The sequence below is a fragment of the Kitasatospora sp. NPDC043950 genome, from assembly GCF_056435345.1.
The window spans coordinates 87,714-113,239 of the sequence record NZ_JBWKER010000026.1; the positions used below are offsets into that span (position 1 = coordinate 87,714).

Here is a 25,526-nt window from a genome sequence, read left to right on the forward strand (position 1 = left end):
CGGGCCGGGCAGGAGCAGAACCGGTTGTGCTGGCCCAGCCGTTGCGGTGAGGGCCGGTCGTCCGGCGGTCGCGAGGCTGCTGCCCCGCCCGCTCGTGGTGAGCGGGCGGGGCAGCGGATTCGGCCCGGGGGGGGTGGGGATTGGGGGGTTGCGCTACCGGCTGACGGACTGGGCCAGGCAGAGGATGTTGCCCTCGCTGTCCTTGAACCAGGCGGCGCGCAGGTTGTCGCGTTCGGCGATGCCGTTGACGGTCTTCAGCCCGGGGAAGTCGTACTCCTCGAACGTGATGCCGCGCTCACGCAGGGCCGACATCGCGCCGTCGAGGTCGGCGACCTTGAAGCTGGCGAGGGTGTGGGCGGCCTGTCCGCCGCTGGGGGTGTGGTAGATCGTGAACTGGGTGCCGCCGCAGTCGCAGACCAGTTCCTCGTCGGTCTCCTCGGCGAGCTTGAGGCCGAGGGTGTCGGTGTAGAAACTCCTCGCGCGGGCGAGGTCGGCGGCGGGGATGACGGCCTGCAGTGGTGCGTCTCCAAGCATGGTGCTTCGCCTCCTCCTGCTTCCAGGCTAGGGACGTTGGCGGGCGGGCGCCCACGGGGGCGGGGGCGGCGATGGGTGGCGGCGGGCGGCGGCGGGGCGAGCCGGGCTGGAGCCGGCGGAGCCGGGGCGTGTGCGGGCGGTCGCCGGGTGTCGCCGCGCTCGGAGAGGTGCGGTCGAGCGGGACGAGCGGGGCGCGGAGGGTTCTGCACGGTCGTTCGTGTGCTTTCGCGGGTGGCGGCCCCGTCCGGCGATCGGGTTGTCGCGTCCCGCCGCCCGGTCTCAGCCGCGTTGTGGCCAGTCGTGTGGCACCCGCTCCAGCACGCCGGCGTCGAACAGCTCGTACAGCGGCAGGGTCTCCAGGTGGACGTAGCCGATGTGGCAGTCGCAGACCGGCAACGGGCAGCCGCGCGCCCGCAGCTGGGTGCGGTAGGAGCCGTCGTACAGGTTGCCGAGGACGTCCCGGACGAAGTGGCAGCGGCGGACGGTGCCGTCGCCGTCCACGGAGAGCACGGACTCGCCGGTTCGGCAGGGGCGGTCGGCGCTGGGGTGGGCGTGCCGGCTGTAGCCGAAGTGCGGGTCGACGGCTGCCCAGTCTGCGGCCTCGGCGTCGGTGTAGGTGCGGCCTTCGGCGGCGTTGACCCAGAGGTAGACGCCTGCGGCGAGTTCGGCGCGCAGCCGGCGGGCCTCGGCCAGGTGCTCGGGCTGGCCGACCACGCCGACGCTGTAGCGCACGCCCATGGCGTCCAGCTCCCGGCACTTGGCGAGGAAACGCTCCCGGGTGACCTGGCCGGGGTGGTACGTCACCCAGAGCGCGAGGGTGTCGGGATCGGCGTCGGCGAGCCAGTCGGTCCGGCAGCTGAGGTTGGTCTGGATCGCCACCCGGCGTACGTGCGGGAGCCGACTCAGCTCGACCAGCGCCCGTCGGTACCAGGACCGCACCAGGCCCTCGCCCCAGGGCGTGAACAGCAGGGCGAGGGTGTCACCGCTGCCCGCCCGGCCGGCCGCCCAGCCGGTGAACCGCTCCAAGGCCGCGCGGTCGGCGCGCAGTTGATCGGGTGTGTCGCGGCGCTTGGCGAACGGGCAGTAGGGGCAGTCGTAGTCGCAGGAGGCGAGCGGGCCACGGTAGAGCAGGGTGAGGTCGCGCCCGCGGTCGGCCGCGTCGGTCGGTGCGCTCTCGGCGCTCGGTGTGCGCGGTGCGGGCGGGGTGGTGGACGGCAGGCCGAGGAAGGTCATTTCGCCTCGTAGGCCGTCATCAGGGCCTGGACCTCGGGCGAGAACAGCATCGGCCCGGCCGCGTCCGAGTGCGCCAGGCCCTCCGGGCTGAGCACCAGGCGGTCCCGGTCATCGGCGAGCCAGCCGCGCGCGGTGAACTCGGCCAGTTCCGCCGGGAAGTCGGCGGCCGGTGTGCTGCCGAACCGGGCCCGGTAGTCGGCCAACGGCATGCCCTCGGCCTGGAGCAGCGACTGCACCAGGTGCCGCCGGCGTGGTTCCCCGCCGCTCATCCGGTGCCCCACCTCGGCGTGGTGGAAGTCCTCGGTGGCGACGAAGTCGTCGATGATTCCGCGCACCTCGGTGGCGTTCACCGCGTAGTCGAAGGAGTAGTGCAGCCGCGAGGTGTAGGAGCGGGCGCCGCAGCCCAGGCCGACCATGCCGTCCGTCTGGCAGGCGTACTCGCTCGCCCCGGCCTGCGGGGAAGCGGCGCGGCGGAACATCCGCATCGACACCTGCTGATAGCCCTGGGCCAGCAGGTGGTCGCGGCCGGTGCGGTAGAGCGCGAGCCGGCGGGTGTCCCAGGCGGAGTGGCTCTCCTGCTCGCCTCGCCGGGCCAGGCCGGTGAGCGGGCGCACGTAGAGCGGGTAGAGGTACAGCTCCTCGGGCTGCCAGGCGAGCGCGGCGTCCAGCGAGTGCAGCCAACTGGCCTCGGACTGGCCGTCGATGCCGTAGATGAGGTCGATGTTGAGCACCGGGAACCCGGCGGCACGGATCCGGTCGAGGGCGGCCTCCACCTCGGCCCGCTTCTGCGGGCGCACGGCGGAGCGGGCCTCGGCGTCGACGAAGGACTGTACGCCCAGGCTCAGCCGGGTGGTGCCCCGGGCGGCCAGGACCTCCAGCCGGTCGGCGGTCGCGGTGGCGGGGGAGGCCTCCACCGAGAGCGGTATCGCCCGCAGGTCGGCGCCCATCCGCCGCTCGGCGATGTCGCACAGCCGCTCCAGCTCGCGGGCCGTCAGGTAGGTGGGTGTGCCGCCGCCGAAGGCGGCCAGCGCGAAGCGCGCGCCTTCGTCCAGCGCGGTGCGGACGTCCACCGCCTGGCGCTCCAGGGCGTCCAGGTACGCGGTGGTCAGGCCCTCGGGGCTGCCGATCCTGGTGAACAGGTTGCAGAAGCCGCAGCGGACCTCGCAGAACGGGATGTGCAGGTAGAGCGAGAGCGCGTCCTGCGCCTCGCCGGCCCACAGCTCGCGCAGCCCCGGGCGCTCGGGCAGCGGGCGGTAGGCGGTCTTGTGCGGGTAGGCGTAGACGTAGGACTGGTAGGGCGAGTCGGGGCGCGGGGGTGCGGTGGTCATGCGCGCTCCTCGGTGGTGGTGGTGGCGGTGGTGGCGGTGGCAGGGACGGCAGCGGCGGCTGGGCTGGCCGCAGGAGCTGCAGGAGCTGCAGGAGCTGCGGGAGCTGCGGGAGCTGCGGGGGCGGCGGGGGCGGCGGGGTCGGCGGGGTCGGCGGGGTCGGCATCGGGGACGGCCGCGGGGATGGTGAAGTGGGCGTACGGGACGGTCCAGACCACCTCGTGGCCGATCCGGTGCCCGGTGTAGCCGTCCTCGCCGTACGCCGTGCCGTGGTCGGAGCAGACGATCGCGAAGCAGGGGCGGCGGGAGCTCATCGCCGTGAAGAGCCGGCCGATGTGGGCGTCCACGTACTCCAGGGCGGCGGCGTGGCTGGCCCGGGAGTCGCCGTGCTCACGGGTGGCGCCGGGCAGGTGGAACCAGTTGGGCTGGTGCAGCGCCGAGACGTTCAGGAACAGGAACAGCGGTTGCCCGGCGGGCTGTTCGGCGGCGACCCGCTCCGCCCGGGCGACCTGCTCCTCGAAGGACGTCGGGGACGGCACGCCCATCCCGGGATCCCAGTGGCTCTCCTGGAACAGGCCGGGCAGTACCGAGCCGAGCGGGCCCTGCTTGTTGAAGAAGCCCACCCCGCCGATGCAGACCGTCCGGTACCCGGTGGCGGCGAGGGCGGTCGGCAGATCCGGTGCGTCGAACACCCAGGTGCGCGGGGCGGTGCTCTCGGAGCCGGCGAAGCGGGCCGCGAACAGGCGCGGGTGGGGGCCGTCGGGGGAGGCCGGGGTGGGCAGGAAACCGGCCAGGATCGCCTGGTGGGAGGCGTAGGTGAAGCTGCCGGGCGCGTGCCGGCGCTCCCAGCGGCCGCCGGGGAGGAAGGCGGCGAGGTGCGGGATCCGGCCTGCGGCGGCCAGCTCCTCGGCGACGTCGAAGCGGAGCGTGTCGAGCGTGACGAGCAGCAGGTCGTGCGTGCCGACGACCGCGTTCATGTCGGGGGTCGGAGCGGGAGCCTGGGTGTGGGGGGAGGTCTGGTGGTTCATCGGGAGGGTTCCGTGATCTGGTGGTCCGTCGGGGTGGGGAGGGGCGTTCCGGTGGTGCGGCCGGTGGCCCCGGTGAGGGCGGCGAGCTGGGCGCCGTAGGTGTCGAGGCCCTCGGCGGGGCCGCCGGGCAGGCCGGTGAGGTTGGGGAGCAGGTCGCCGAAGGCGTTGACCTCGCCGACCAGGGCGCGCCGCCAGCCGGCCGTGGGCAGGACGTCGACCCCGACCATCAACGAGCCGGGGAAGCAGGCCGCCGCGCGCTCGGCCGTCTCCAGCAGGGCCGGCCATGCGGGCCCGGCGGCCTCCCGGGCCAGGTCGAGGCTGCCCCGGGCGCCGCCGAGGTGCAGGTTGGTCATCGGTTGCGCGCTCGTGCGCACCACCGCGTGGGTGGCCCGGCCGGCGACCACCACCACGCGCAGGTCGGCCGAGCGGCCGGACTGCGCGGCCTTCGGGATCCACTGCTCGACGTGCAGCCCGTCCGGTGCCAGCCGGTCGATGATCTCGGCCACCTCCCGCTCGCCGCGGTACTGGCGGACCCGCAGCGAGTTGTGCAGCAGCCCGTCGGCCAGCTCGACCGAAGTGGTGGCCAGGACCTGCCCGCGCGGCCCGAACTGCAGGGCCGTCACCCCGGAGGCGGAGGAGCCGTGTGCGGGCTTGACGAAGACCCGTCGCAGGCCGGCCGTGGCCAGCCGCCCGCGCAACTGCTCCCAGCCGGTGACCTCGCCGCCCAGCGCCCGGGGTACCGGCACCCCGGCGGCGGCGAGGAGCGCGTGTGCCCGCCGCTTGTCGAACATCACGGCGATCTCCTCCGGATCGCCCAGCAGCCGTACGCCGGGGCGCCCGGCCAGCTCGCGCAGCGCGGCCGTCACCCCCGCGTACCAGGCGGCCGTGCCCTCGACCCGGGTCGGTGCGTAGGACGGGCCGAGCGCAGGGCCGCGCAGCAGTTCGTCGACCAGGGCCTCCTCGCCGGGCGACTCGATCCGCAGCAGGCCGTCCTCGGGCAGCCGGTAGTCGCCGCGCAGCACGTCCAGCCAGGACAGGACGGCGGGCTCGGGCAGCCCGGCGGCCCGGGCGGCGGCGGCGAACAGCGTCACCCGCCGGTTCCCGGGATTGCCGAGGACGGTCAGCCGCGGTGTCATCGTGCCGTCACCCGCCTACTCGGCGACCGCGACGTAGCGGTCCCCGTCGTCCTCGTCCTCGTCGGGGTCCTCGGCCTCGGAGAGGTCGAGCGCGACCCCGGGCAGGGCCTCGGTGAGGCGCTGCTGCATCTCCTCGCCGACGTAGTGGTGGTGCAGGTCGAGGGCGCGCAGGTGGGTGAGCGGCTGGCCCTCCAGCAGGGCGGCGGCGCCGTCGTCGGAGAGCACGCCCATGGACAGGTCGAGCGACTCCAGCCGGGCCACCACGGGCGCGTGCGCGACGGCCGAGGCGATCTCGTCCTGGAACTCGCTGTTGGCCAGCCCGAGGTGGCGCAGGCTCGGGAGGCGGGCGCCGTCCAGGAAGGGGGCGAGGTCGTCGATCGTGGCGTCACCGCCGTACTCGTCCACGCCGAGCCAGAGCGTCAGGCGCTCCAGTGCCGGCAGCTCGGAACCCGCCACCGCCCGCACCACCCGGGCCGGCAGGCCGCCGGCCTCGAAGCGCAGCGCGGCCAGCCGGTCGTGCCGCACGGGCTGGAGGCTCAGGTCCGTGCCGCCGCGGACGGTCAGCTCGGTCAGCCCGGGGAAGGCCGTCAGCAGGGGGGTGACGTCGCCCATCTCCATCCAGGAGATCTCGCACTCGTCGTAGGTCACGTCCCCGAGGAAGAGCGCTTCCAGGGCGGGCAGGCGCTCCGCTTCCGCGGTGATGGCGGCGACGGTGGCGGCCACGGAGACGTAGTCGCCGCGCCACCAAGGGCCGATCACCAGGGCGCGGACTCCGGCAGGGTCGACGGTGTCGAGGAAGGTCTGCCAGAGCTGCGCGAAGTCGTGCTTCGCGTCGTAGTCCAGGGCGAGCCGCCAGGCGACCGAGCCGGCGGCGGGCGGCGTGCGGGTGCCGTCGTCGGGGGTGAAGTCGCGGATCGGCAGGTCGTGGAAGCGGTCGGGGTGGAGGGAGACGGTCATGTCGGTTCCAGACGGATGGGCGTGGTGGGCTGGTCGGTGCGGCGGTGCGGCGGCGTCGGGCGCGCGCGGTCGGTGACGGCTACTCGGCCACGGCGACGTAGCGCCACCGGTCGTCGGGCTTTCCGGCCTCGGAGAGGTCGATCTCGACGCCCGGCAGGGCCTCGGTGAGGCGCTGCTGCACCTCCCCGGTGAGGAAGTGGTGGTGCAGGTCGAGGGCGCGCAGGTGGGTGAGGGGCTGGCCCTCCAGCAGGGCGGTGGCGCCCTGGTCGGTCAGCACGCCCATGGCGAGGCTGAGCGACTCCAGCCGGGCCACCACCGGCGCGTGCGCCACGGCGGCCGCGATGTCGTCCTCGAACTCGCTGTTCTGCAGGCCCAGATGGCGCACCGCGGGGAAGCGTGTGCCGTCCAGGAAGGGGGCGAGGTCGTCCAGCGTGGCGTCGCCGCCGTAGTTGTCGACGCCGAGCCAGAGTTCGAGCCGCTCCAGGGCGGGGAAGTCGCAGCCGGCCACCGCCCGCACCACCCGGGCCGGCAGGCCGCCGGCCTCGAAGCGCAGGGCTCGCAGCGCCTCGTGGCGCACGGTTGTCAGCTCCAGGTTGTTGCCGCCGCGCACCACCAGCTCGGCCAGCTCGGGGTAGGCCGTCAGCAGCGGGGTGACGTCGCACATCTCCAACCAGGAGATCTCGCTCTCCTCGTACGTGACGTCGCCGACGAAGAGCCCTCGCAGCGCGGGCAGCCGGCCCGCCGCCTCGACGATCGCGGCCAGGGCGGCGTCGAGTTGCTCCGGCTCGTCGGAGAACCACGGGCCGATCACCACGGCCGTCACGCGCTCGGTGTCGACCGTGTCGAGGAACTGCCGCCAGCGCTCGGTGAAGGCCTCCTCGGAGTCGTAGTGCAGGCCGATCCGCCAGGCGGCCGACGCCGGCTCCGGCAGGGTCACGGCTGCCGCGTCGCCGCCGTCGGCGGCCTCGTCCAGGGCCTGGACGAAGTCGAAGACCGGGAGACCGTGGAACTGCTCGATGTGGTGGTTGACGGTCATGCGCTGCTCCTCAGGGGTCGGGGCCGAACACGTGTCTACCAGTCGGGTCCGACAATCCGGTGGCCGGGTGGCGGGCCGGGCGCGTTGTCAGACCCATGCCCTACGTTCTGGTCGTGGCTCCGGAACGTGACCGCGAACAGCGCGGCGGAGCCCGGGATTCCGGCAGCCGCCGGGGTCCGGCCGTACGGCGAGGGAGGACTGATGTACCGCCAGGGCGATGTGCTGATCGTGCCGGTCGAGGAGGGCGCCGTGCCGCCCCGGGTGGCCGCGCTGGCCGTCCAGCCCCGGGACGGCCGGGGCCGGATGGTGCTGGCCCTCGGGGAGGTCACCGGCCACGCGCACGCCGTGGTCGGTCCCGGGGAACTGCGCCGGGAGGCCGGCCCGTTCGGCGCGGGCTGGCTGCACCTGCCCGAGGGCGGCCGGGTGGTGCACGAGGAGCATGCGGCGATACCGCTGCCGAAGAGCTGGTACCGGGTGGTGCGCCAGCGCGAGTACACCCCGGGCGCAGTGCGGGTGGTCGCGGACTGACGCGGGGCCCGACGAGCGGACCGGTGGCTGATGGGCGGGTGACCGGGCGTCGGGCGACGGCAGGCGGCGCGCAGACGGGTGGGCGGGCGCGGCGTGCAACGCGGAACGTGCAGCGTGGAACGCGCAGTGCCGAACGGAACGGAAGCAGGCGGCCGGGCGGGGAGCCCGGCCGGGAACGGAGCAGACGATGGAGACGACGATTCCCGACCGCCCGGCGGGCGCGGTGACGGCCGGGCCCGCCGAGGTGACGGCCCGCTGGCGGGCCGCTGCGGCGGCCACCGGTCCGGCCGACCGGTCGGCGGCCGAGCACGCGGTCCGGGCCGCCTACCGGGCGGCCGGGCTGCCCGAGCCCACGGCCGTCCGCTGGTTCGGCTCGCCGTTCGCCGCCGCCGAGGCGGCGTTGCAACTGCGGGCCGCCGGCGCGGTGAGCGTGCGCGAGGCCGTGCGCACCGGGCCCTGGGAACAGGCCCGGCGGCGGGCCGTCGAGGAGGTCGGCGCGGCCGGGTGGGCGGCGCACTGGGCACTCACCGGTGGCGAGCTCGGCCCGGTCACCACCCCGTTCGCCGACCGCATCCGCACGGCGGTCCTCGACCGGCTCGCCCCCGAGGTCGACCGTGAGGAGGCCTCGGACGACGTGGCCGCCGCCGCCCGCGCCCGGCGCACCACCGTACGGCTCGCCCTGCTCGACGCCGTGCGCGGCCAGCACGACGCTCCCTGGTTCGCCGCCTTCGAGGCCGCCTCCGACGCGGCCGGGGGCAGCGCCGAGGCCGTCGCGCCGCTCGCCGGGGTGGCCCGCGAGGCCGGCTGGTGGTGGCCGTACCAGGACGTCGCGCTGGTCAGCGAGCGCCCCGTCGCGCTGCACCGCGACGAGGCCGGGCGGCTCGACCGGGCGGACGGCCCCGCCCTGGAGTACGCCGACGGCTTCGCCCTGCACGCCTGGCGCGGCATGCCCGTGCCCGCCGAGTTCCTGGCCGGGCTGGCCGACGTCACCGTCGAGCGGATCCGCACCGAGGCGAACGCCGAACTGCGCCGCGTCCTGCTGGAGCACTACGGCTACGAGCGCTACCTGGCCGACTCCGGGGCCGAGCCCATCCACCGCGACGAGACCGGCGTGCTCTGGCGGATCACCCTGCCCGACGACGAACCGGTGGTCATGGTCGAGGTCGTCAACTCGACCGCCGAGCCCGACGGCACCTTCCGCACCTACTGGCTGCGCGTCCCGCCGAGCACCCGCACCGCCCGCGCCGGGGTCGCCTGGACCTTCGGCATACCCGAGTCCGAGTACCACCCGCAGCGCGAGACCTGACCGGCCCGGCCCCCGGCGCAGGCCGCTGAGCTGCGAATCTCGGCCGGCCGCTCCCGCCGCCGCCCTCGGCGGGCTGCGGGACAGGTCAGGGTGGGGTCGGTCCGACGTTGCGGACCCAGACGGGGAAGGGCGTCATGGCGTTGGGCGCGGTCTGGTCCGACGGGTTGGTCCCGGCTGGCCGTCGGTCGTTCAGGAAGCTCTCGACGACCGGAGCGAGGTCGTCGGAGGTCAGGTAGGTGCCGCCGAACGGCAGTTCATCGACGGCCACCGATCCGGTGGAGCAGCGGAGTTGATCGACCTGTTCGTCGTGCCACACGTAGAAGGTCGCCACCCCGGCGAAGCCCAGCGCATGGATACGGAGCCGGATGGCCTGAGCGGTCCGTTCGAAGGCGGCGACGACCTCGGTCACGGACAAGGATCGCTTGTCCTCGTCCTCCGCGCTCAGGTACCAGGTGTTGGTCCGCCACTCGACCCGCCGGTCGCTCGGCTCCAGTACCAGCGGTTCGTCCGCTATTTCGGCGATCCATGTCAACAGCACCCCGGAATTGTCCCGGCCGGTGCGGATCGCGCAGTCGTCGGGGTCGGCCGGGATCAGGGGGCGCGGGCGATGAGCACGGGTTGGAAGAAGCCCGTTCGGGCGGGTGGTTGCCAGCGGGAGGCGGTGAAGCCGGCCTCGGAGGCGAGGGTGGTGAGCTGGGACTGGGTGAGCGCCCAGTAGGTGGAGCGACGGATGTCGGTCTGCCAGTGGCCGGTGGCATCCGGGGTGAGGCGGAAGAGCTCCAGGTCGTAGCGCTCGCCGTCCTCGTGCCAGTGCCAGAGCTGGAAGATGACGGACCGCAGGCCGTCGCGTTCGCTGGTCTGGGGCGGGGTGGAGGCCGGGCGGGAGCGGCGCAGGTCGTCGTAGGGGCGGGTGGTGAGCAGGAGCAGACCGCAGGGGCGCAGCACGCGGCGCATCTCGGTGAGGGCGGTGCGGACGTCCTCGGGGGTGAGCAGGTGGGGGAGCGCGTTGTCGGCGCAGACGACGACGTCGAACCGGGCGTCGGCGAAGGGGAGCCGGCGCATGTCGGCGGCCGCGGTGGGGAGACGGAGGCCCCGTCGGGCGGCTTCGGCGGCGGCCCGGGCGGCGGACGCCGGGCTGAGGTCGGTGCCGGTGACGCGGTGGCCGAGGGCGGCGAGGCCGAGGGACTGGGTGCCGATGCCGCACGCGCAGTCCAGGACGTCGACCGGGCGATCGCCGAGGCCGGCGCGGATCAGGGCGTCGAGGCTGGCGCCCTGGCGGGCGACGGAGGCGTCCCAGTCGGGGTAGAGGAGGTGGTACCCGGCCGCGAACTCGTCGTAGAAGCGGCCGACGGGGGACTGTGGGGAGGGGGTCATGGCGTCGGAGGCTCCACGGTGGAGAGAGGGGTGAAGAGCGGGCACGACGGGCGTTGACGTGGGCGAGGTGGTAGGCGGGGCCCTCGCCTGCCCGTTCGTCACGCCGTCATCCTCGCCCAGTCGTACCGGGGGCGGACACCGGTTTTCCGAGGGCGGGGAACGATGGGGCGGCACGGTGGAACGAGTGCCGAACGAGTATCCGTCGGGCGGGACGGGATGCGTCGAGCGGCAGTGCGGGGAGGTGCCGGCTGTGCTGGCCGCCTTCGAGGCGGACGGCGGAGGTTCGGAGCCGGTGACCGGGCTGATCGCGGCAGGCGGTCTGCGAGTGGTCCGGGGAACCGCCCTGCGGTACGAGGGGATGACCCGGAGGGTGAAACGGTTCGCCGGGCGGGCGGGCCACGGGGATGATGCCGGTATGCGCACCTTCGAAGAGCTGATCGCTGAGGCCGAGGCGGTGTCCGTGGACGGCTGGGACTTCTCCTGGCTTTCCGGCCGCGCCACCGAGGAACGGCCGTCCTGGGGCTACCAGCGGCTGCTGGCCGAGCGGCTGGGCCGGGCCTCGGCGGCCTTGGACATCCAGACGGGCGGCGGCGAGGTGCTGGCCGGCGCGGCCCGGCTCGCCGCTGCGAAGCCCGTCGCAGGACAGTCCACCGCAGGACAGTCCGCCCCCGGTGCGCCCGCCCCCGCGCAGCGCGGAGCGCTTCCGGCCACCATGGCGGCCACCGAGTCCTGGCCGCCGAACGTCGCGCGCGCCACCGGCCTGCTGCACCCGCTGGGCGTGGTGGTGGTCGCGGACCCGGACGAGCCGCCGCTGCCGTTCGGCGACGGGGCCTTCGACCTGGTCACCAGCCGTCATCCGGTGAAGGCCTGGTGGTCGGAGATCGCCCGGGTGCTGCGGCCCGGCGGTACCTACTGCGCCCAGCACGTGGGGCCGGCGTCCGGCTTCGAACTGGTCGAGTACTTCCTCGGCCCGCAGCCCGAGGCACGCCGGGCCCGCCGCCCGGAGGACGAGAGCGCCGCCGCGCGGGCCGCCGGGCTGGAGGTGGTGGACCTGCGCTCCGAGCGGCTCCGGATGGAGTTCCTCGACATCGGCGCGGTGGTGTACTTCCTGCGCAAGGTGATCTGGATGGTCCCGGGCTTCACCGTCGACGCCTACCGGGACCGGCTGCGCGAGCTGGACGCCCGGATCCGAGCCGAGGGCCCGTTCGTGGCCCACTCGGCGCGTTTCCTGATGGATGCGCGCAGGTAGATCGACTGATCCGGTGTCCGCATCGTACAGATATGGAAGAGTCGAGGGAAGTCTGGAAGGTCCGGCTGGCCGCCCCTGCCAGTGTGAGCACCGTTTGTCCGGGAGACAGCTCGAAAAGTGCTCTGAACTGGAGAGATGTCCCGTGCAGTCCCGCGTCGAGAGCGATTCGATAGGTGTTGGGCGGCCTGCTCAGCCAGTGCGATGGGACCCATGGGCCTCCAGCTGGGGGCCTCCGCGGGTAAGGGTGCTGACAGTGGCCGAGTCTCGCGTCCGGGCTTGTTGGGCAGGGTCTGCTCGTACCTATGCTGACCTCTTGCTGACCATATCTGATGAACCATCAGATATGCGCTGTGGCTCACAACAGGCCGGGCAGGCCGGCGGTGGTGGCGCGGCGAGGATGGCGACCTGGCGGCCGTCGAAGATGCGTTGGCCGATGCCGGGGTGTTCCTCGATGTGGTGCAAGGCGTCCGTCCAGCGGCCGGTGGAGGTGAGGGCGCGGGTTCCGTCGGCGATGATGACCCGCCACAGCCACTGGCGGACTTCACTGCGCTGCTCTCCGGTCTCGGTGAGGTGGGCGGGGACGGTGATGCCGTCAAGGGAGGACTTGGTGGCGGTGGTGACGGCGCGGTAGAGGCCGAGGAGGAGTTGGCGGCCACGGCGGTGGTGGCCGGCGCGGATGTGGAGGCGGGCGAGGTTGACGACCGGCTCCAGGCCGCGGATGGCGCTCATCGCGGGGAGCGGGCCGCGGGTGAGGTATAGGGCGGCGTGGCGGTGGCACAGGTCGCGGGCGTAGTCGGGCAGGGCGAGGTCGGAGGCGAGGAGCGCGGCCTGGTTGAAGACGGTGGAGGCGAGGCCCGGATCGTTCTGCCGGGGGCCGTGTCGGCCAGCCCGGTGAGTCGGCCGACACGGGCGTCGAGGGGTTCGAGAGGACACCGCATCGCGCCCGTACCCGAGGCCTGGCGGTGCACGGCTCCGTCACCGAAGTCGAGTGACGCTTCCACAAGCACCACTCACGGATCCTCGCGATGAGCTCTTCATCGGGCCACGCCGCGGATTCGGGTCACAACCGGCACGGTGGAAGCAGCCGGTGACATCGATCCGAGAACGTGGACCCGTCGAGTGCGGGACCGGCGGAAGTCCCGGCGCCGATGGTCTTGGTTGGGCTGCAGGCTGCGCTGGTCACCTGCGTGAGCGCTCCCGGCGGCGGTCCCGGCACGTCGGGCATTTCCTGGAGGGGGCGAGCCGATCGTCAACCATCTCGTCCAGGACAGTTGACCCAGGGAGTATGTGATGCCCGCCGATGCGTCAGGGCCGGATCCGGGGGGGGGATCGGGGGACGCGCGGCCGCCGGACGGCAAGGGCGAGCCGTCGGCTCACGGCGGGCGGCCCGAGCCGGCCGAGCTCTCGACGGGCGAACGCAGTGAGCTGGACCAGCTGCGGCGCCGTCTCAGCGCCCTGGAGGCGTCCGCACAGCCGTCAGGGGACCGGCACCACCGGCTTCGTACGTCGGGCGCGGTCGTCCTGATCGTCATCTCCTCTCTACTGGCGCTGCTCTCGGTCATCGCGGTCTGGACGAACTCGATCGTCGGCGACACCGACCGGTACGTCGCCACGGTCGCGCCGCTGGCCGGCAATCCGGATGTCCAGGCCGCGCTCACCGATCGGGTCACGTCGGAGGTCCTGGCCCAGATCGACGTGAAGGCCGTGGTGAACGAGCTGTCCCAGGCAGCCGTCCAGCAGGGTGCGCCACCCGAGCTCGGCAAGCTGATCGGCGGCCTGAGCGGGCCGATCACCAGCGGCCTCACGCAGTTGGTCAGCACCACCGTGAACAAGGTGGTGACCAGCGATCAGTTCGCGACCCTGTGGGTCGACGCGAACCGGGTGGTGCACTCCTCGCTGGACAAGGCGCTGACGGGCAAGGGCGGGGGAGCGGTCTCGCTGGAGAACAACCAGGTCGCCATCGATATCGGGCCGATCGTCGCCAAGGTCAAGGACCAGTTGGTGAGCTCCGGCTTCGGACCCGCCGCGAAGATTCCGGAGGTGCACACCAGCTTCGTGGTGTTCGCCTCGAAGGACATCGGCAAGGTCAAGAGCTACTTCCGGCTTCTGGAGATCATGGGGTCCTGGCTCCCGGTCATCGCGGTGCTGATCGCCGCGGCCGGCGTGTTCACCGCCGTGAACCGGCGTCGCGGCCTGATCGGTGCCGCCCTCGGGGTGGCCGTCGCCATGCTCCTGCTGGGAGCCGTGCTGACGGTCTTCCGGTCGTTCTACCTCGATCACCTGCCGCCGGGGGCATCCCAGGCCGCCGCCGGCGCGATCTACGACGCACTGATCCGCTTCCTGCGCGCAGGCATCCGGGTCGTCGGCGTGACGGCGCTGGTGGCGGCTGCCGGCGCGTTCCTGATCGGCCCGTCCAGGGCCGCCGTCGCTGTCCGCAGCGCCTGCAGCTCGTCGATCGGCGCGTTGCGCGAGGTGGCGACGTCACACGGCATGCGCCTCGGGCCGGTGGGCCGCTTCGTGCACCGCTGCAAGCGCTGGATCGGCGCCGCCATCCTGGTTGTGGCAGCGGTCGTCCTCGCCACCTGGAACTACCCGACGGCGGTCGTGGTTCTGTGGATCGTCGTCGTGGTGCTGGCCGGGTTCGCGATCCGGGAGTTCCTGGATTCCGAACCGGGAGGCTCCCCTCCGGTGCCGTCGGCACCCACGGTCGAAGGCGGCCCATCCGCAGGTGGTTGAGGCTCCGGGACCAGGGACGCGACGCCGCGCCCAAGACGCTGCCGGCAGCGTTCAGCGCGGATCGGCACCAGTGCCGGGTGCGCGTCTGCCGCCTCCCCGAAATGCTGCCCGTGCAGTCGGGATGCGTCTCGGCAGGAGTGTTCCTAGAGTTGAAACAGGGGGTGCGACGCAGGGTTCCTTCTCGCTACTGACGGGTCGGCTCCGGCGCACCCTGGAGATGGCTCAGCATGACGACATCGTCCGAAACCCCCGTCCTCGACACCCTGGCCGCCATGACCCTCGACTCCGTCGAGCGGTGCGGGCTGCCCCCGGACATGCTCATCCTCACCCGTATTGCCGCACTCGCGGCCATGGACGCACCGGCGGTGTCCTACCTCGCCCACATCGATCCGGCCATCCAGACCGACCTGACCCCCGCCCAGATGCAGGACGTCCTGATCGCGATCGCTCCGATCGTGGGAACCGCCCGGGTCATGTCCGCGGCCACCCACATCACCGAGGCCCTCGGGTACGTCATCGCCGTGGCCGAAGGCGAAGCCGGACTCGAAGCGTAGGCGGCCTCTCCGGAATCCGGGCCGCCTAGGCTCCCGACAGCGGTCCGGCCGTGCGCGCCCCGCGTGGGGCCGGGCCTCGGCGTCGCCGGCGACGAGCTCACCGCCCGCTGAGACGGTTGTCGGCCGGGGTGCGGCGGATGAGGCGTCGCTCGGGGATTTCGGCCGGCGAGGCGGGCGTTCCCTGTGGTGCGGCGAGGCGCGGTCCGTAGCGCTTGGCCAGCGGGTCCGCGCTGAGGCCGTGCGCTAGGACGCTGAGCAGCACCGTGAAGGCGATCGCGGTGACAGCGGGCCGAGCCACGGGCCCGGCGAGGTCTTCCAGTGCGAGCAGTCCGAAGACGACGGATGCCAGGCCGCGTGGTCCGAACCAGCTCAGGAACAGGACGGCGGGCCGGCCGAGACGGGTCCCCGCCAGTGCGAGTGCCACCGGCAGCATCCGGACGACCGTCAGGCTAAACACTGCGTACAGCGCCGTCTGCCAGGTCAGAGCCTCCATCGCCGGTACCACCGCGATCACGCCGAAGATCAGCCAGACCAGCAGGGAGAGCAGGGCACCGGTCTCCTCGACGAAGGGGACCAACGCGGCCGCCGGGCCGCCCGCGGCGGTGAAGCGCCGGATCGACCATGACAGCCGCACCCAGAGCCGCGTCGGTGGGCGCCAGCGCCGAGCCGACGAGCAGGGCGAGCCAGACGGTCCCCACCCCGGGGCAGGGCGAAGGCGGCAAGTGTGCCCAGTCCGATGGACAGCGGCAGCCCGAGGAGCAGCAAACGCAGGCACAGCCCCAGATCCGGGCGTAGCTGGCGCAGCCCGACCCGGGAGGCGTCGGAGAACAGCACCAGCGCCAGAGTCGCCTCGGCCAGGACCTTCACCATTTCCGGGCTGGGGGTGATCCCGAGCGGCGTCAGCGGGCCGTGGGTCAGCAGGACGCCGGCTGAGGTGAACACGATGGGCGCGGTCATGTCCAAGCGTTCCAGTCGTGCCGAGAGCATCCCCCAGACGAAGACCAGCCCGGTGATGATCGCCAGATCCGCGGAGGTCATCGCGTCACCTCGGATCTGCTGCCGCGATGGCCGACCGGACTGGACGCGCGACCGGTGCGGGCCGGTGGGCGGGCGGTGGGCGAACGGCGGCGGGGCCGATCCTGCTCCGTCCCTTCCTCTGTCATGGCTGCAGTGTGGCAGCCGCGCCGCAGGGCAGGTCGCAGGCGTACACCCACCGTGGCGGACGTGTCGGGCCCTCTCGGCGGCTGACCGTTCGGACGTCCGACCCGGGCCTTCCCGATCAGGGCCCGACGTGAGAAGGCGCCGCCCGTGCGCGGACGGACGGTGCTTCGCGGCCGAGCCGGTCCAGCGCCGAGGGCGGTCCGCCTCCGGGCCGCCGCCGAGGCACGGGGTGCGGGCTACCTCGTGGCCGGTGCCTTCGGGGCGGCGTTGTACGGGGTGTGGTGGTCGCCGATGTGCAGCTGCTCCCGGAAGCGGTTCTCGTTTCGGAAGCCTCTCCGTGACCGGCCTCCGCGCCTTCGGCCCGGTCAGAGCCAGCCGCGCCGGGCGGACTTCAGCCCGGCCTCGAAGCGGCTGGCGGCTTCGAGGCGTTCCATCAGGGCCGCCATCTGGCGCCGGACGGTGCGGACCGAGACGCCGAGCCGCTTGGCCACCGCTTCGTCGGTGAGTCCGGTGGAGAGGAGGCGCAGGACCTCGCGCTCGCCGGGGCTGAGGCCCACCGGCTCCCCACCGGCGCGGTCGTCGGCGATCGGGACGGCGGCCTCCCAGGTCCGTTCGAACAGGGCGACCAGTGGGGCGACGATCCCCGGCTCCCTGGTGCACAGGGCGCCGGCCCGGGTGTTCTGCGGGTCGATCGGTACCACCGCGGTGCTCCGGTCGAAGACCAGCATCCGCGGCGGCAGGACGGGAGCGGTCCGCACCTCGCCGCCGAGGCCGACCAGCCAGCGGGCGTAGCCGAGGGTCGCCGGATCGTCGTGGACGCTGTCCTGGTAGATGGTGCGCAGGCCGACCCCGCGCAGCAGGGCCTCCTCGTCCAGGGGGCGGGAGGCGGCCAGGCTGGCCGCGGACTGGGCGCCGCCGGGCATCACCGCCAGGGCCTCGGTGGTCAGCCGGGCGCTCAGCATCTCCAGCTTCTCCTGGATGGCGTCCAGCCCGACGAGCCGTTCGCGGACGCCGACCGGGGTGTCGGTGCGCAGCGTCGCGTACGCCGCCAGGGCGCGTGCGACGGCCGCCTTGGAGGCGGCAAACTCCTGCTGACGGCAGGCGAGTTCCTCTTCCTGTCGGCGCAGCAGGAGGTCGAGCCCGCGTTCCGGGCTGACCGGTCGCAGCGCGCCGGGCCGATCGCGGGAGGCCCGGAGCAGGGTGAGGTCCGCGAGCCGGTCGAGGGCGGTGTGCACGGCGGCCTCGGGAAGCGCGAGCCGGTCGCAGATTTCGGCGATCCCTCCGTCGGGGTCGGTGAGCATTTCCCGGTAGACCGCTTCCGCGGTGGTGTCCAACCCCAGCAGTTCCAGCATTCCGCGCCCCCGATCCCCGTGGTCGATTCGGTATTCCCGATCGGCCCGTTGTCGATCTTTCCGCCGGGTGGACACCCTTGCAAGGCCTGATCCGGTCAACGCCCCCGCCCAGGTCGTCCGGGCCTCTTTGCAGCAAGCTGCCTGGCCTGATCCTGCCTGCCGGATCCGCTTCCCGTGACGGTTCGTGGAGGGGAGGATTCGCCGTGCGCGCTCTCTCGCCAAAGCCCGGACACCCAGAATTCCGGCGCCCTCGCCCTGGTTCCCGCACAGAACAGGACTCCGTCGTGTCCGTCCGCCCGCTCGCCACCGTCCTCGTGTCCCTCGCCCTCGCCGCCCCGGTCGTCCCCGCTCTCGCCACCCTCGCCGCCTCCGCCGCCTTGGCCCTCGCCGCCGGGGGTGCGGGCGGCGGGATCGGCTGGGACGGCCCCTCCGCCAGGTCGATCGGTTGGGACGCCCCGCCTGCCGCCGAGGCCTCCGGGCGGTCCTGACCTCGGTGTTACCGGTCCACCTGGCCCTGTCGGCCGGTTCCGCCTGGCCGTCGGGCGATGCGGTCGCCGCGAAGGTCCAGGCCGCCCTGTGGTCGTGTGCCGGTCCCGGCGGCGGCCTGGAGCACGCGCGCCTGCGCCGTCGTCGGCGGCGCAGGCCTGGTGCTCCACGTCCGCGCTCTTGACGGGACGGCGGCCCGTTCGAGGGCGTGGGCGCTGGTGGCCCGGGCACGGGCCGCCAGGGGTCGGCATCCGTTCGATCCGCGGTAGCCGGGCTCGAATGGTTTCCAATCTTCCGGACGGTTTTCGATCGATTTCGACCGCCTGGCAATTTGGCTGATTCATTGCGATTGCTTTGCTTCGCCATGACTCTCATGGGCTCGTCATGTCGATCCTTCCTCTCTCCTCCAACGACCGGCCCTCCCGAACCGCCGGCCCTCACCCGACGAACCGTCGACACCACAAAGAACCGTCACCCACACAGACCATCGAGGAGTTCCATGCCACGCCCCACGGGCGAACCGCCACGGCACCGGGCCGCAACCGGCGCGCCGTCCCCCTTGCCGACCCGCCGCCGTACCGCGCTGCGCAACACCGCCGTCGCCCTGGCCGTGGTGCTCGCCGCCGAGTCGGCCGTCGTAATCATGACGACCGGTCAGGCCGTCGCCGTCACCACGGAGCAGGCCCCGCGGCCCACCCGGTCCCTGGGCCCGGCCGAGGCCAAGGACCTCGCCACCGCCCACCTCAAGGCCCGGCTGGAGGACCGTCGGATCGAGGTGGTCGACGAGCGTACCGAGTCCACCACCACCTGGATCAACCCGGACGGCACCACCACCCTGGACGTCGCCTCCGGGCCGGTCCGCTACCAGGACGCGGCCGGTCGCCTGCAGCCGATCGACGTCGACCTCGCCCGCCAGCCTGACGGCAGCGTCAAGGCCAAGGGCCACCCGCTCAACCTCGCCCTGGCCGGCGCCACCCCGCCCGCCGCCGTGTCGGCGTTCAAGGCCGCCGGTGCCCAGGCCGGGGACCAGAAGGCCCCGAACACCCCGCTGGTGTCGCTGGACAACGGCAACGGCACCGCCATGTCGCTGTCCTGGCGCGGCGCCCTGCCCGCCCCCACGCTGGACGGCGCCCGCGCCCGGTACGCGGACGCGCTCACCGCCACCGACCTCGTCATCGAGTCCACCCGCACCGGCTTCGAGCAGTTCCTGGAGCTCAAGGACCGCTCGGCGGTGGCCGCCAACGGCAGCGTCACGCTCACCCTCGACGCGGACGGCCTCCGGGCCCGGCAGAACCCGGACGGCTCGGTGTCGTTCCTCGACCCGAAGACCGGCCAGGAGGCCGGCCAGCTCCCGGCGCCGGTGATGTGGGACGCGCAGGTCGACGAGCGCAGCGGCGAGCACACCCGCACCGCGCCGGTCGGGCTGAAGGTCACCCAGGACGGCGACGCGATCGATCTGACGCTCACCCCGGACGCCGCCTTCCTGACCGACCCGAGGACCGTCTACCCGGTGACCGTCGACCCCGCGGTCAACATCGGCGTCGGCTTCGACACCTTCGTGCAGCAGGGTTACGGCACCGACGTCTCCGCGCAGACCGAGCTGAAGCTGGGCAACAACGGCTCCGGCCAGGTGGCCCGCTCCTTCCTGCAGTTCCCGATGGCGAAGATCAGCGGGAAGCAGATCACCGGCGGCAAGCTCAACCTGTGGAACTTCCACAGCTGGTCCTGCACGGCGAAGAGCTGGGAGGTCTGGGACACCGGCAGCGCCACCACCGCCACCCGCTGGACGGCGCAGCCCAACTGGAACCGCAAGTGGGCCACCTCCACCGCGACCAAGGGCTACTCAAGCTCCTGCAACGACGGCTGGGTGAACCAGGACATCACCGCCCTGGTCAAGGCCTGGGCCGGGAACGGCAACGCCAACAACACCCTGGGCATCCGGGCCACCGACGAGGCCGACCCGTACGGCTGGAAGAAGTTCAACTCCGGCAACGCGTCGTCCAACACCCCGTACCTGTCGGTGACGTACAACACCCCGCCGGCGGTCTCCACCCTGGTCTCCCCGGCGAACGCCGCGCTGACCAACGAGGCCAGGCCGACGCTGTCCGCCAAGGCGACCGACCCGGACGGCGGGAACATCGCCCTGGACTTCGAGGTCTGGACGTCCACCGGCACCGCGGCGCTCCAGTCCGGCCGGACCGGCCTCGCCGCCTCCGGCTCGACCTTCACCTGGACGCCGGGCACCGCGCTGGTGCCGGGCGCCTACAAGTGGCGCTCGCGGTCCTGGGACGGCACCGCCAACAGCGCGTGGTCGGGCTTCCGCACCTTCACCGTGGACACCACGGCGCCGGGCGCCACCACCGTCTCCTCCACGGACTTCCCGGCCGGCCAGTGGGCGGGCTCCCCGGACGCGAACGGCGACTACAGCGGCACCTTCACCTTCACCCCGCCGACCAGCGACGTGAAGGACGTCCAGTACCGGCTGGACGGCGGCGCCTGGGCGACGGTGGCGACCACCGGCGCGCCGGTCTCGGCCAAGCTCACCTTCAAGGCCGGGGCGCACAAGGTCACCGCGCACACCCGCGACGCGGCGGGCAACGTCTCCGCCGACAAGACCCACGCCTTCTACGCGGGCAAGGGCTCCGCCCTGGTGGCCCCGGGCCCCGGCGAGCGCCCGGCCCGCCGCACCTCGCTCCAGGCGGAGGGCAACAGCACCTACACCGGCGTGCGCTACCAGTACCGCCGCGGTGAGACCGACGCCTGGAAGGACGTGCCGGTCGCCAACGTAGCCACCACCGACGGCAAGCCGGTGGCCGCCTGGCCGTTCGCCGCCTCCGCCGGCAAGCCGGCCGCGCTGACCTGGAACATCACCGACACCCTGGCCGAGAACGGCCCGGTGGACGTGCGCGCAGTGTTCACCGACGGCACCGCCACCGACGCCACCGAGCCGACCACCGTCACGGTCGACCGGCACGCCGGCGACGCCCCCGAGACCCCGGTCGGCCCCGGCCAGGTCAACACCCTCACCGGTGACCTCACGCTCTCGGCCACCGACGCCCAGGGCTTCGGCCTGAGCGCCGAGCGCTCGTTCTCCTCCCGCCGGCCGCTCAACGGCTCGGCCCAGGAGGGCCAGGCGGCGATCTTCGGCCCGCAGTGGAGCTCCGGCACCACCGCCGAACTCACCGAGACCGCCTACTCCTACGTCCGCCAGACCTCTCCGACCTCGGTGTCGGTGGTCTCCTCGGCCGGCGGTGAGATCGGCTTCACCGCGACCGGCGCGGGCGGCTGGAAGCCGGAGCCGGGCGCGGCGGACCTCACCCTGAGCGGTGCGTTCACCGGCGCCTTCACGCTGAAGGACACCGCCGGTACCACCGTCACCTTCGGCAAGGTCGACCCGGCGGCCACCACCTGGCAGGCCACCGGCTCCTCGCTGCCCAGCGCCGACTCCACCACCTCCGTGGTCTCGGAGAAGGTCGTGGCCGGCGGCCGGACGCTGGCCCGCCCCAAGTACGTCATCGCGCCGACCGCCGGGACCGCCTCCGCCGACTGCGCCGCCGCGCCCGCCACCGCTGGCTGCCGCGTCCTGGAGTACGTCTACGCCACCGCCACCACCGCCACCCCGGCCGCCCTGGGCGACGTGGCCGGCCAGGTGAAGCAGATCCGGCTGTGGTCCACCGAGCCCGCCGCGAGCAGCGCCACCCCCGTGGCCGTCTCCCAGTACGCCTACGACGAGCAGGGCCTCCTGCGCGAGGTCTGGGACCCGCTGATCAGTCCCGCGCTGAAGACCGTCTACACCTACGACGCCGCCGGCCGGGTCGCCACCGAGGCCCAGCCCGGAGAGTTGCCCTGGACGCTGGAGTACGGCAAGGCCGGCAACGCCGCCACCGCAGGCGAGGGCATGCTGCTGGCCGCCTCCCGGGCGACCCTCAAGCAGGGCAGCAAGGACGTCACCGACGGCGCCGCGACCACCTCGATGGTGTACGACGTGCCGCTGTCGGGCGCCAACGCCCCGTACCCGCTGGGCCCCTCCGACGTCGCCGCCTGGGGCCAGAGCGACGCCCCGACCGACGCCACCGCCGTACTGCCGCCCGACGCCGTACCGGCGGGCCACGACGGCAAGGCCCTCGGCACCGCCGCCTACGCCCGCGCCTCGGTGACCTACACCAATGCCTCCGGGCGCGAGGTCAACATCGCTACCCCCGGCGGCGGAATCGTCACCACCGAGTACAACGCCCACGGCAGCCCGGTGCGAACCCTCTCGGCCGAGAACCGCATCCTGGCCCTGGCCGCCACCGGTGAGGGCCTGGGCAAACTGCGCGCCCTCGGCATCGCCGGCCGCTCCACCGCCGACCGCGCCCAGATGCTGTCCGCCCTGTCGGTGTACTCGGCGGACGGCAAGCGACTGGTCGAGCAGTACGACCCGCTGCAGCTCGTCACCCTGGAGCACGACCTGGCGGCCTCCGGCACCAGCCCCGCCCTGGTCGCGGGCGACGAGGTCCCGGCCCGCGCCCACACCGTCACCACCCACGACGAGAACCGCCCGGCGAACGCCGCGGTCAGTGACCGGGAGACCTCGGTCGCGGTCGGCGCCAGGATCGAGGGCTACGCCGCCGACGCGGACGTGCGCACCACCGCCACCGGCTACGACTGGGCCCAGGGCCTGCCCACCCGGTCCGTCCAGGACCCGATGGGTCTGAAGATCACCACCGCCACCGGCTACGACGCGAGCGGCCGCGTGGTCTCGCAGTCCCGCCCGAACTCCGACGGCTCGGACGCGGGCACCACCGTCACCACCTACTACGGCACCGGCGCCACCGGCTCGTGCGCGGGTCGCCCGGAATGGGCCGGGCTGGTCTGCTCCACCGCCCCGGCCGCGGCGGTCACCGGAGGCAGCGCCCCCGCGCAGCTGCCGACCAAGACGTACCAGTACGACCGCTGGGGCAACGTCACCGTCCTCACCGAGTCCGCCAACGGCGTCACCCGCACCACCACCCGGACCTACGACGGCGCCGGTCGCCCGACCAAGGTCTCCGTGACGGGCGGCACCGGCACCGCCGTGCCCGACACCGTGTACGGCTACGACCAGGCCACCGGCCAGCCGTCGACCACCGGCAACGGGACGGCGACCGTCACCCAGGGCTACGACCGGCTCGGCCGCCCCGTCTCCTACGACGACGGCGCCGGGAGCGTCACCACCACCGAGTACGACCGGCTCGACCGGGTGGTGAAGAAGTCCGACTCGGTGCCCTCCACCGTCACCTACGGCTACGACACCGCCAAGGACCCGCGCGGCCTGCCCACCAGCATGACCGATTCGGTCGCGGGCACCTTCACCGCCGGCTACGACGTCGAGGGCCGCCTGGTCTCCCAGACGCTGCCCGGCGGCAACACCCTCACCAGCTCCTACGACAGCCGGGGCATCCAGACCGGCAAGACCTACGCCACCCAGGCCGGGACCGTCCTGCTCGCCGACACCGCCGGCTTCACCGTCCACGGGCAGCAGGCCGGACGCACCCAGACCGACGGCAACAGCACCAGCGAGGACTACACCTACGACGCCGTCGGCCGCCTGTTGAAGGCCGTCTCCGGCAACGGCCTGGACTGCGCCACCCGCAGCTACGCATTCGACCGGAGCAGCAACCGCACCAAGCGCACCACGGTCGGCGACGACTGCGACCCGGCCACCGCCGACGCCGTCACCACCGCCGAGAACCACGGCTACGACGCCGCGGACCGGATCACCGACCCCGGTTACGCGTACGACGCCTTCGGCCGCACCACCACGCTGCCCCGGGGCACCCAGCTGAGCTACCACGCCACCGACCTGATCCGCAGCGAGACGCTCGGCGGAACCCGCAAGACCTGGGACCTGGACGCCGCGGGCCGCCTCGCGACGGCCACCACGGAGACCAGGGGCGAGGACGGCACCTGGACCGTCACGGCCCGGGCCACCCACCACTACGACGGCACCGACGACAAGCCGACCTGGACCAGCGAGGTCAACGGCAAGCTCACCCGCAACGTCACGGACCTCGGCGGTCAGCTCGTGGCCGCCACAGGTACCGACGGCGGCGCGGTCCTGGTCCTCACCAACCTGCACGGCGACGCCTCGGTCCAGATGTCGCCCGACGGCACCCAGGACCTCGCCGTCTACCACTACGACGAGTACGGCAACGTCGCCGACGCCACCGGCACCACCGAGTACGGCTGGCACGGCGGGGAACTGCGGGCCAGCGACTCGCTCAGCGGCCTGATCCTCATGGGGGTCCGGGTCTACGACCCGGCCACCGGCCGCTTCCTCCAGACCGACCCGGTCCTGGAGGGCTCGCCGAACGCCTACGGCTACCCGGTCGACCCGATCACCATGGCCGACCTCGACGGTCTGCGCTGGCTGAAGAGTTGGAGCGCCACCATGAGCAAGGCGGGCGCCGCCCGCGTCGCCAAGCTGCTGAAGAACACCGGCTCGATCAGCAGCATCATCGGCCTGATCGTCGGACTCTTCCCGCACTTCGTGGCGAAGATCATCGGCGGCATCCTCAAGGCACTCGGCTTCCTGGTCAAGAGCATGGGCAAGGGGATCGCGGAGGCCAACAACCGCCGGGGCAGCAAGGGGGTGATCCTCACCCTCGGCATCTGGCAGAAGCACTACTGGACGCTGCCGTACCCTCGGAGCGAGATCAAGACCAGGTACTGAGCCCGCGTCCGGACCCGACCCGACCCGACCGGGCCGGGTCCGGACGCACCGCACCACGACGCTCCGCACCAGCAGGCCGGCCGGCCCGGGGATGCCCCCGGGCCGGCCGCCTCGACGTACTCGGCGGACGGCAGTGCCCGGCGGAAGGGCCGTCCGGTGTTGTCGACGGGCAGGATGCGGTCGCCGGTGCCGTGCAGGATCGGGACCGGTACGTCGATGCGTGCGATGTCGGCGCGGAAGTCTGTGTACCAGGTGGAAGGTGCGGCGGAGACGACGTAGGAGCCCCCGGCGGCCGCGGTGTTCCAGCTGTTGCGGACGGCCTCCTCGCTTGGCCTTGTCCTGAGTGGCGAAGCCGGATTCCTCCGTCTGGCGTCCTGCCGCGTTGCGGTACCTGATCTTGTACTCGTGCGGGTACTTGCTCCAGCGGGACTCGGGGTGCTCGCACTCCTTGCAGAAGCTGCCCATGCCGCGGGTGAGGCCTGTGGTCGCGATGGTGGTTGGAACCTCCGGGAGTCTTGCTGACCTTTTGCTGACTCCGGATGGTCGATCATGCCCCTGAGCTGGGCGGAAACGTCAGTCCCGCCATATCCTGCGGAAGGTGATCTGGATGGTTCCGGGCTTCACCGTGGCGGCCTACCGGGACCGGCTGCGCGAACTGGACGCCCTGATCCGGGCGGAGGGGCCGTTCGTCGCCCACTCCGCGCGCTTCCTGATCGAGGCGCGCAGGCCGTAGGGCGGTTCAGGCCCGGGGGGGGGGGGGGGGGGGGGGGGGGGGGGGGGGGGGGGGGGGGGGGGGGGGGGGGGGGGGGGGGGGGGGGGGGGGGGGGGGGGGGGGGG

Annotated in this window: 17 protein-coding genes and 4 pseudogenes; 8 read left to right on the forward strand and 13 right to left on the reverse strand. The window is 73.2% G+C overall.

All coding sequences use genetic code 11. The features are described 5' to 3' along the window. Nucleotides 1-153 precede the first annotated feature (153 nt). The 7 genes and pseudogenes from AC07BF_RS19145 to AC07BF_RS19175 all read right to left on the reverse strand — a co-directional run bounded on the left by AC07BF_RS19145 (nucleotide 154) and on the right by AC07BF_RS19175 (nucleotide 7,249). Entirely contained in the window at nucleotides 154-534 is a 381-nt protein-coding gene (locus AC07BF_RS19145) for a VOC family protein (RefSeq protein ID WP_363582641.1), read from the reverse strand. A gap of 279 nt (nucleotides 535-813) precedes the next feature. Then, a complete protein-coding gene (locus tag AC07BF_RS19150) occupies nucleotides 814-1,767 on the reverse strand; it encodes an STM4011 family radical SAM protein (RefSeq protein ID WP_478333635.1) in 954 nt (317 codons plus the stop codon). Beyond that, entirely contained in the window at nucleotides 1,764-3,095 is a 1,332-nt protein-coding gene (locus tag AC07BF_RS19155; protein ID WP_363631349.1) for an STM4012 family radical SAM protein, read from the reverse strand. The genes AC07BF_RS19150 and AC07BF_RS19155 overlap by 4 nt, the downstream gene beginning before the upstream one ends. Nucleotides 3,096-3,244: 149 nt before the next feature. Next, nucleotides 3,245-4,069: pseudogene (locus AC07BF_RS19160) on the reverse strand (STM4013/SEN3800 family hydrolase); the annotation flags it as partial. 47 nt (nucleotides 4,070-4,116) lie between these two features. Next, nucleotides 4,117-5,256 (reverse strand): STM4014 family protein, encoded by a 1,140-nt coding sequence (locus AC07BF_RS19165; RefSeq protein WP_478333636.1) that lies wholly within the window; start codon nucleotides 5,254-5,256, stop codon nucleotides 4,117-4,119. A gap of 15 nt (nucleotides 5,257-5,271) precedes the next feature. Further along, the gene (locus tag AC07BF_RS19170) at nucleotides 5,272-6,213 is read right to left on the reverse strand and encodes an STM4015 family protein (RefSeq protein ID WP_400332874.1); all 942 of its coding nucleotides are present in this window, start codon (nucleotides 6,211-6,213) and stop codon (nucleotides 5,272-5,274) included. A gap of 79 nt (nucleotides 6,214-6,292) precedes the next feature. Then, nucleotides 6,293-7,249, reverse strand: coding sequence for an STM4015 family protein (locus AC07BF_RS19175; RefSeq protein ID WP_478333637.1), 957 nt, complete (start codon nucleotides 7,247-7,249; stop codon nucleotides 6,293-6,295). Nucleotides 7,250-7,450: 201 nt separating this feature from the next. Between AC07BF_RS19175 and AC07BF_RS19180 the strand changes: the two genes are divergently transcribed. Both AC07BF_RS19180 and AC07BF_RS19185 read left to right on the forward strand, forming a co-directional pair. Further along, nucleotides 7,451-7,777, forward strand: a complete 327-nt coding sequence (locus AC07BF_RS19180) for a hypothetical protein (RefSeq protein ID WP_063350717.1) — start codon at nucleotides 7,451-7,453, stop codon at nucleotides 7,775-7,777. 187 nt (nucleotides 7,778-7,964) lie between these two features. Next, complete coding sequence (locus AC07BF_RS19185) at nucleotides 7,965-9,083, forward strand: DUF6745 domain-containing protein (RefSeq protein WP_363631342.1); 1,119 nt, start codon at nucleotides 7,965-7,967, stop codon at nucleotides 9,081-9,083. An 85-nt stretch (nucleotides 9,084-9,168) separates the two neighbouring features. On the opposite strand, the gene AC07BF_RS19190 is transcribed toward AC07BF_RS19185, so the two are convergent. Both AC07BF_RS19190 and AC07BF_RS19195 read right to left on the reverse strand, forming a co-directional pair. Next, a complete protein-coding gene (locus AC07BF_RS19190) occupies nucleotides 9,169-9,621 on the reverse strand; it encodes a hypothetical protein (RefSeq protein ID WP_363631341.1) in 453 nt (150 codons plus the stop codon). A gap of 53 nt (nucleotides 9,622-9,674) precedes the next feature. Next, on the reverse strand, nucleotides 9,675-10,457 hold the full coding sequence (locus AC07BF_RS19195; protein ID WP_363631339.1) for a class I SAM-dependent methyltransferase: 783 nt from the start codon (nucleotides 10,455-10,457) through the stop codon (nucleotides 9,675-9,677). Nucleotides 10,458-10,872: 415 nt separating this feature from the next. Here AC07BF_RS19195 and AC07BF_RS19200 point away from each other — a divergent pair, with 415 nt between their 5' ends. Then, nucleotides 10,873-11,706: a methyltransferase domain-containing protein gene (locus AC07BF_RS19200; RefSeq protein ID WP_478333638.1), complete on the forward strand. Its 834-nt coding sequence runs from the start codon at nucleotides 10,873-10,875 to the stop codon at nucleotides 11,704-11,706. Nucleotides 11,707-12,093: 387 nt separating this feature from the next. On the opposite strand, the pseudogene AC07BF_RS19205 reads toward AC07BF_RS19200, so the two are convergent. Further along, nucleotides 12,094-12,644, reverse strand: a pseudogene (locus AC07BF_RS19205) (hypothetical protein); the annotation flags it as partial. A gap of 352 nt (nucleotides 12,645-12,996) precedes the next feature. Between AC07BF_RS19205 and AC07BF_RS19210 the strand changes: the two are divergent. Continuing rightward, complete coding sequence (locus AC07BF_RS19210) at nucleotides 12,997-14,442, forward strand: hypothetical protein (RefSeq protein WP_478333639.1); 1,446 nt, start codon at nucleotides 12,997-12,999, stop codon at nucleotides 14,440-14,442. Between the two features lie 227 nt (nucleotides 14,443-14,669). Continuing rightward, nucleotides 14,670-14,996, forward strand: a complete 327-nt coding sequence (locus AC07BF_RS19215; RefSeq protein ID WP_478333640.1) for a carboxymuconolactone decarboxylase — start codon at nucleotides 14,670-14,672, stop codon at nucleotides 14,994-14,996. A 97-nt stretch (nucleotides 14,997-15,093) separates the two neighbouring features. On the opposite strand, the gene AC07BF_RS19220 is transcribed toward AC07BF_RS19215, so the two are convergent. After that, complete coding sequence (locus AC07BF_RS19220) at nucleotides 15,094-15,630, reverse strand: cation:proton antiporter domain-containing protein (protein ID WP_400984933.1); 537 nt, start codon at nucleotides 15,628-15,630, stop codon at nucleotides 15,094-15,096. An 892-nt stretch (nucleotides 15,631-16,522) separates the two neighbouring features. Further along, the gene (locus tag AC07BF_RS19225; protein ID WP_363631331.1) at nucleotides 16,523-17,509 is read right to left on the reverse strand and encodes a helix-turn-helix transcriptional regulator; all 987 of its coding nucleotides are present in this window, start codon (nucleotides 17,507-17,509) and stop codon (nucleotides 16,523-16,525) included. 284 nt (nucleotides 17,510-17,793) lie between these two features. On the opposite strand from AC07BF_RS19225, the gene AC07BF_RS19230 reads away from it, so the two are divergent. Beyond that, nucleotides 17,794-17,997: a hypothetical protein gene (locus AC07BF_RS19230; RefSeq protein WP_363631329.1), complete on the forward strand. Its 204-nt coding sequence runs from the start codon at nucleotides 17,794-17,796 to the stop codon at nucleotides 17,995-17,997. A gap of 497 nt (nucleotides 17,998-18,494) precedes the next feature. Next, entirely contained in the window at nucleotides 18,495-24,689 is a 6,195-nt protein-coding gene (locus AC07BF_RS19235) for a DNRLRE domain-containing protein (RefSeq protein ID WP_478333641.1), read from the forward strand. Nucleotides 24,690-24,790: 101 nt separating this feature from the next. Here AC07BF_RS19235 and AC07BF_RS19240 read toward each other — a convergent pair. Then, nucleotides 24,791-25,033: pseudogene (locus AC07BF_RS19240) on the reverse strand (alpha/beta fold hydrolase); the annotation flags it as partial. A gap of 239 nt (nucleotides 25,034-25,272) precedes the next feature. Between AC07BF_RS19240 and AC07BF_RS19245 the strand changes: the two are divergent. Further along, nucleotides 25,273-25,422 (forward strand): annotated as a pseudogene (locus tag AC07BF_RS19245) (SAM-dependent methyltransferase); the annotation flags it as partial. Between the last annotated feature and the right edge of the window lie 104 nt (nucleotides 25,423-25,526).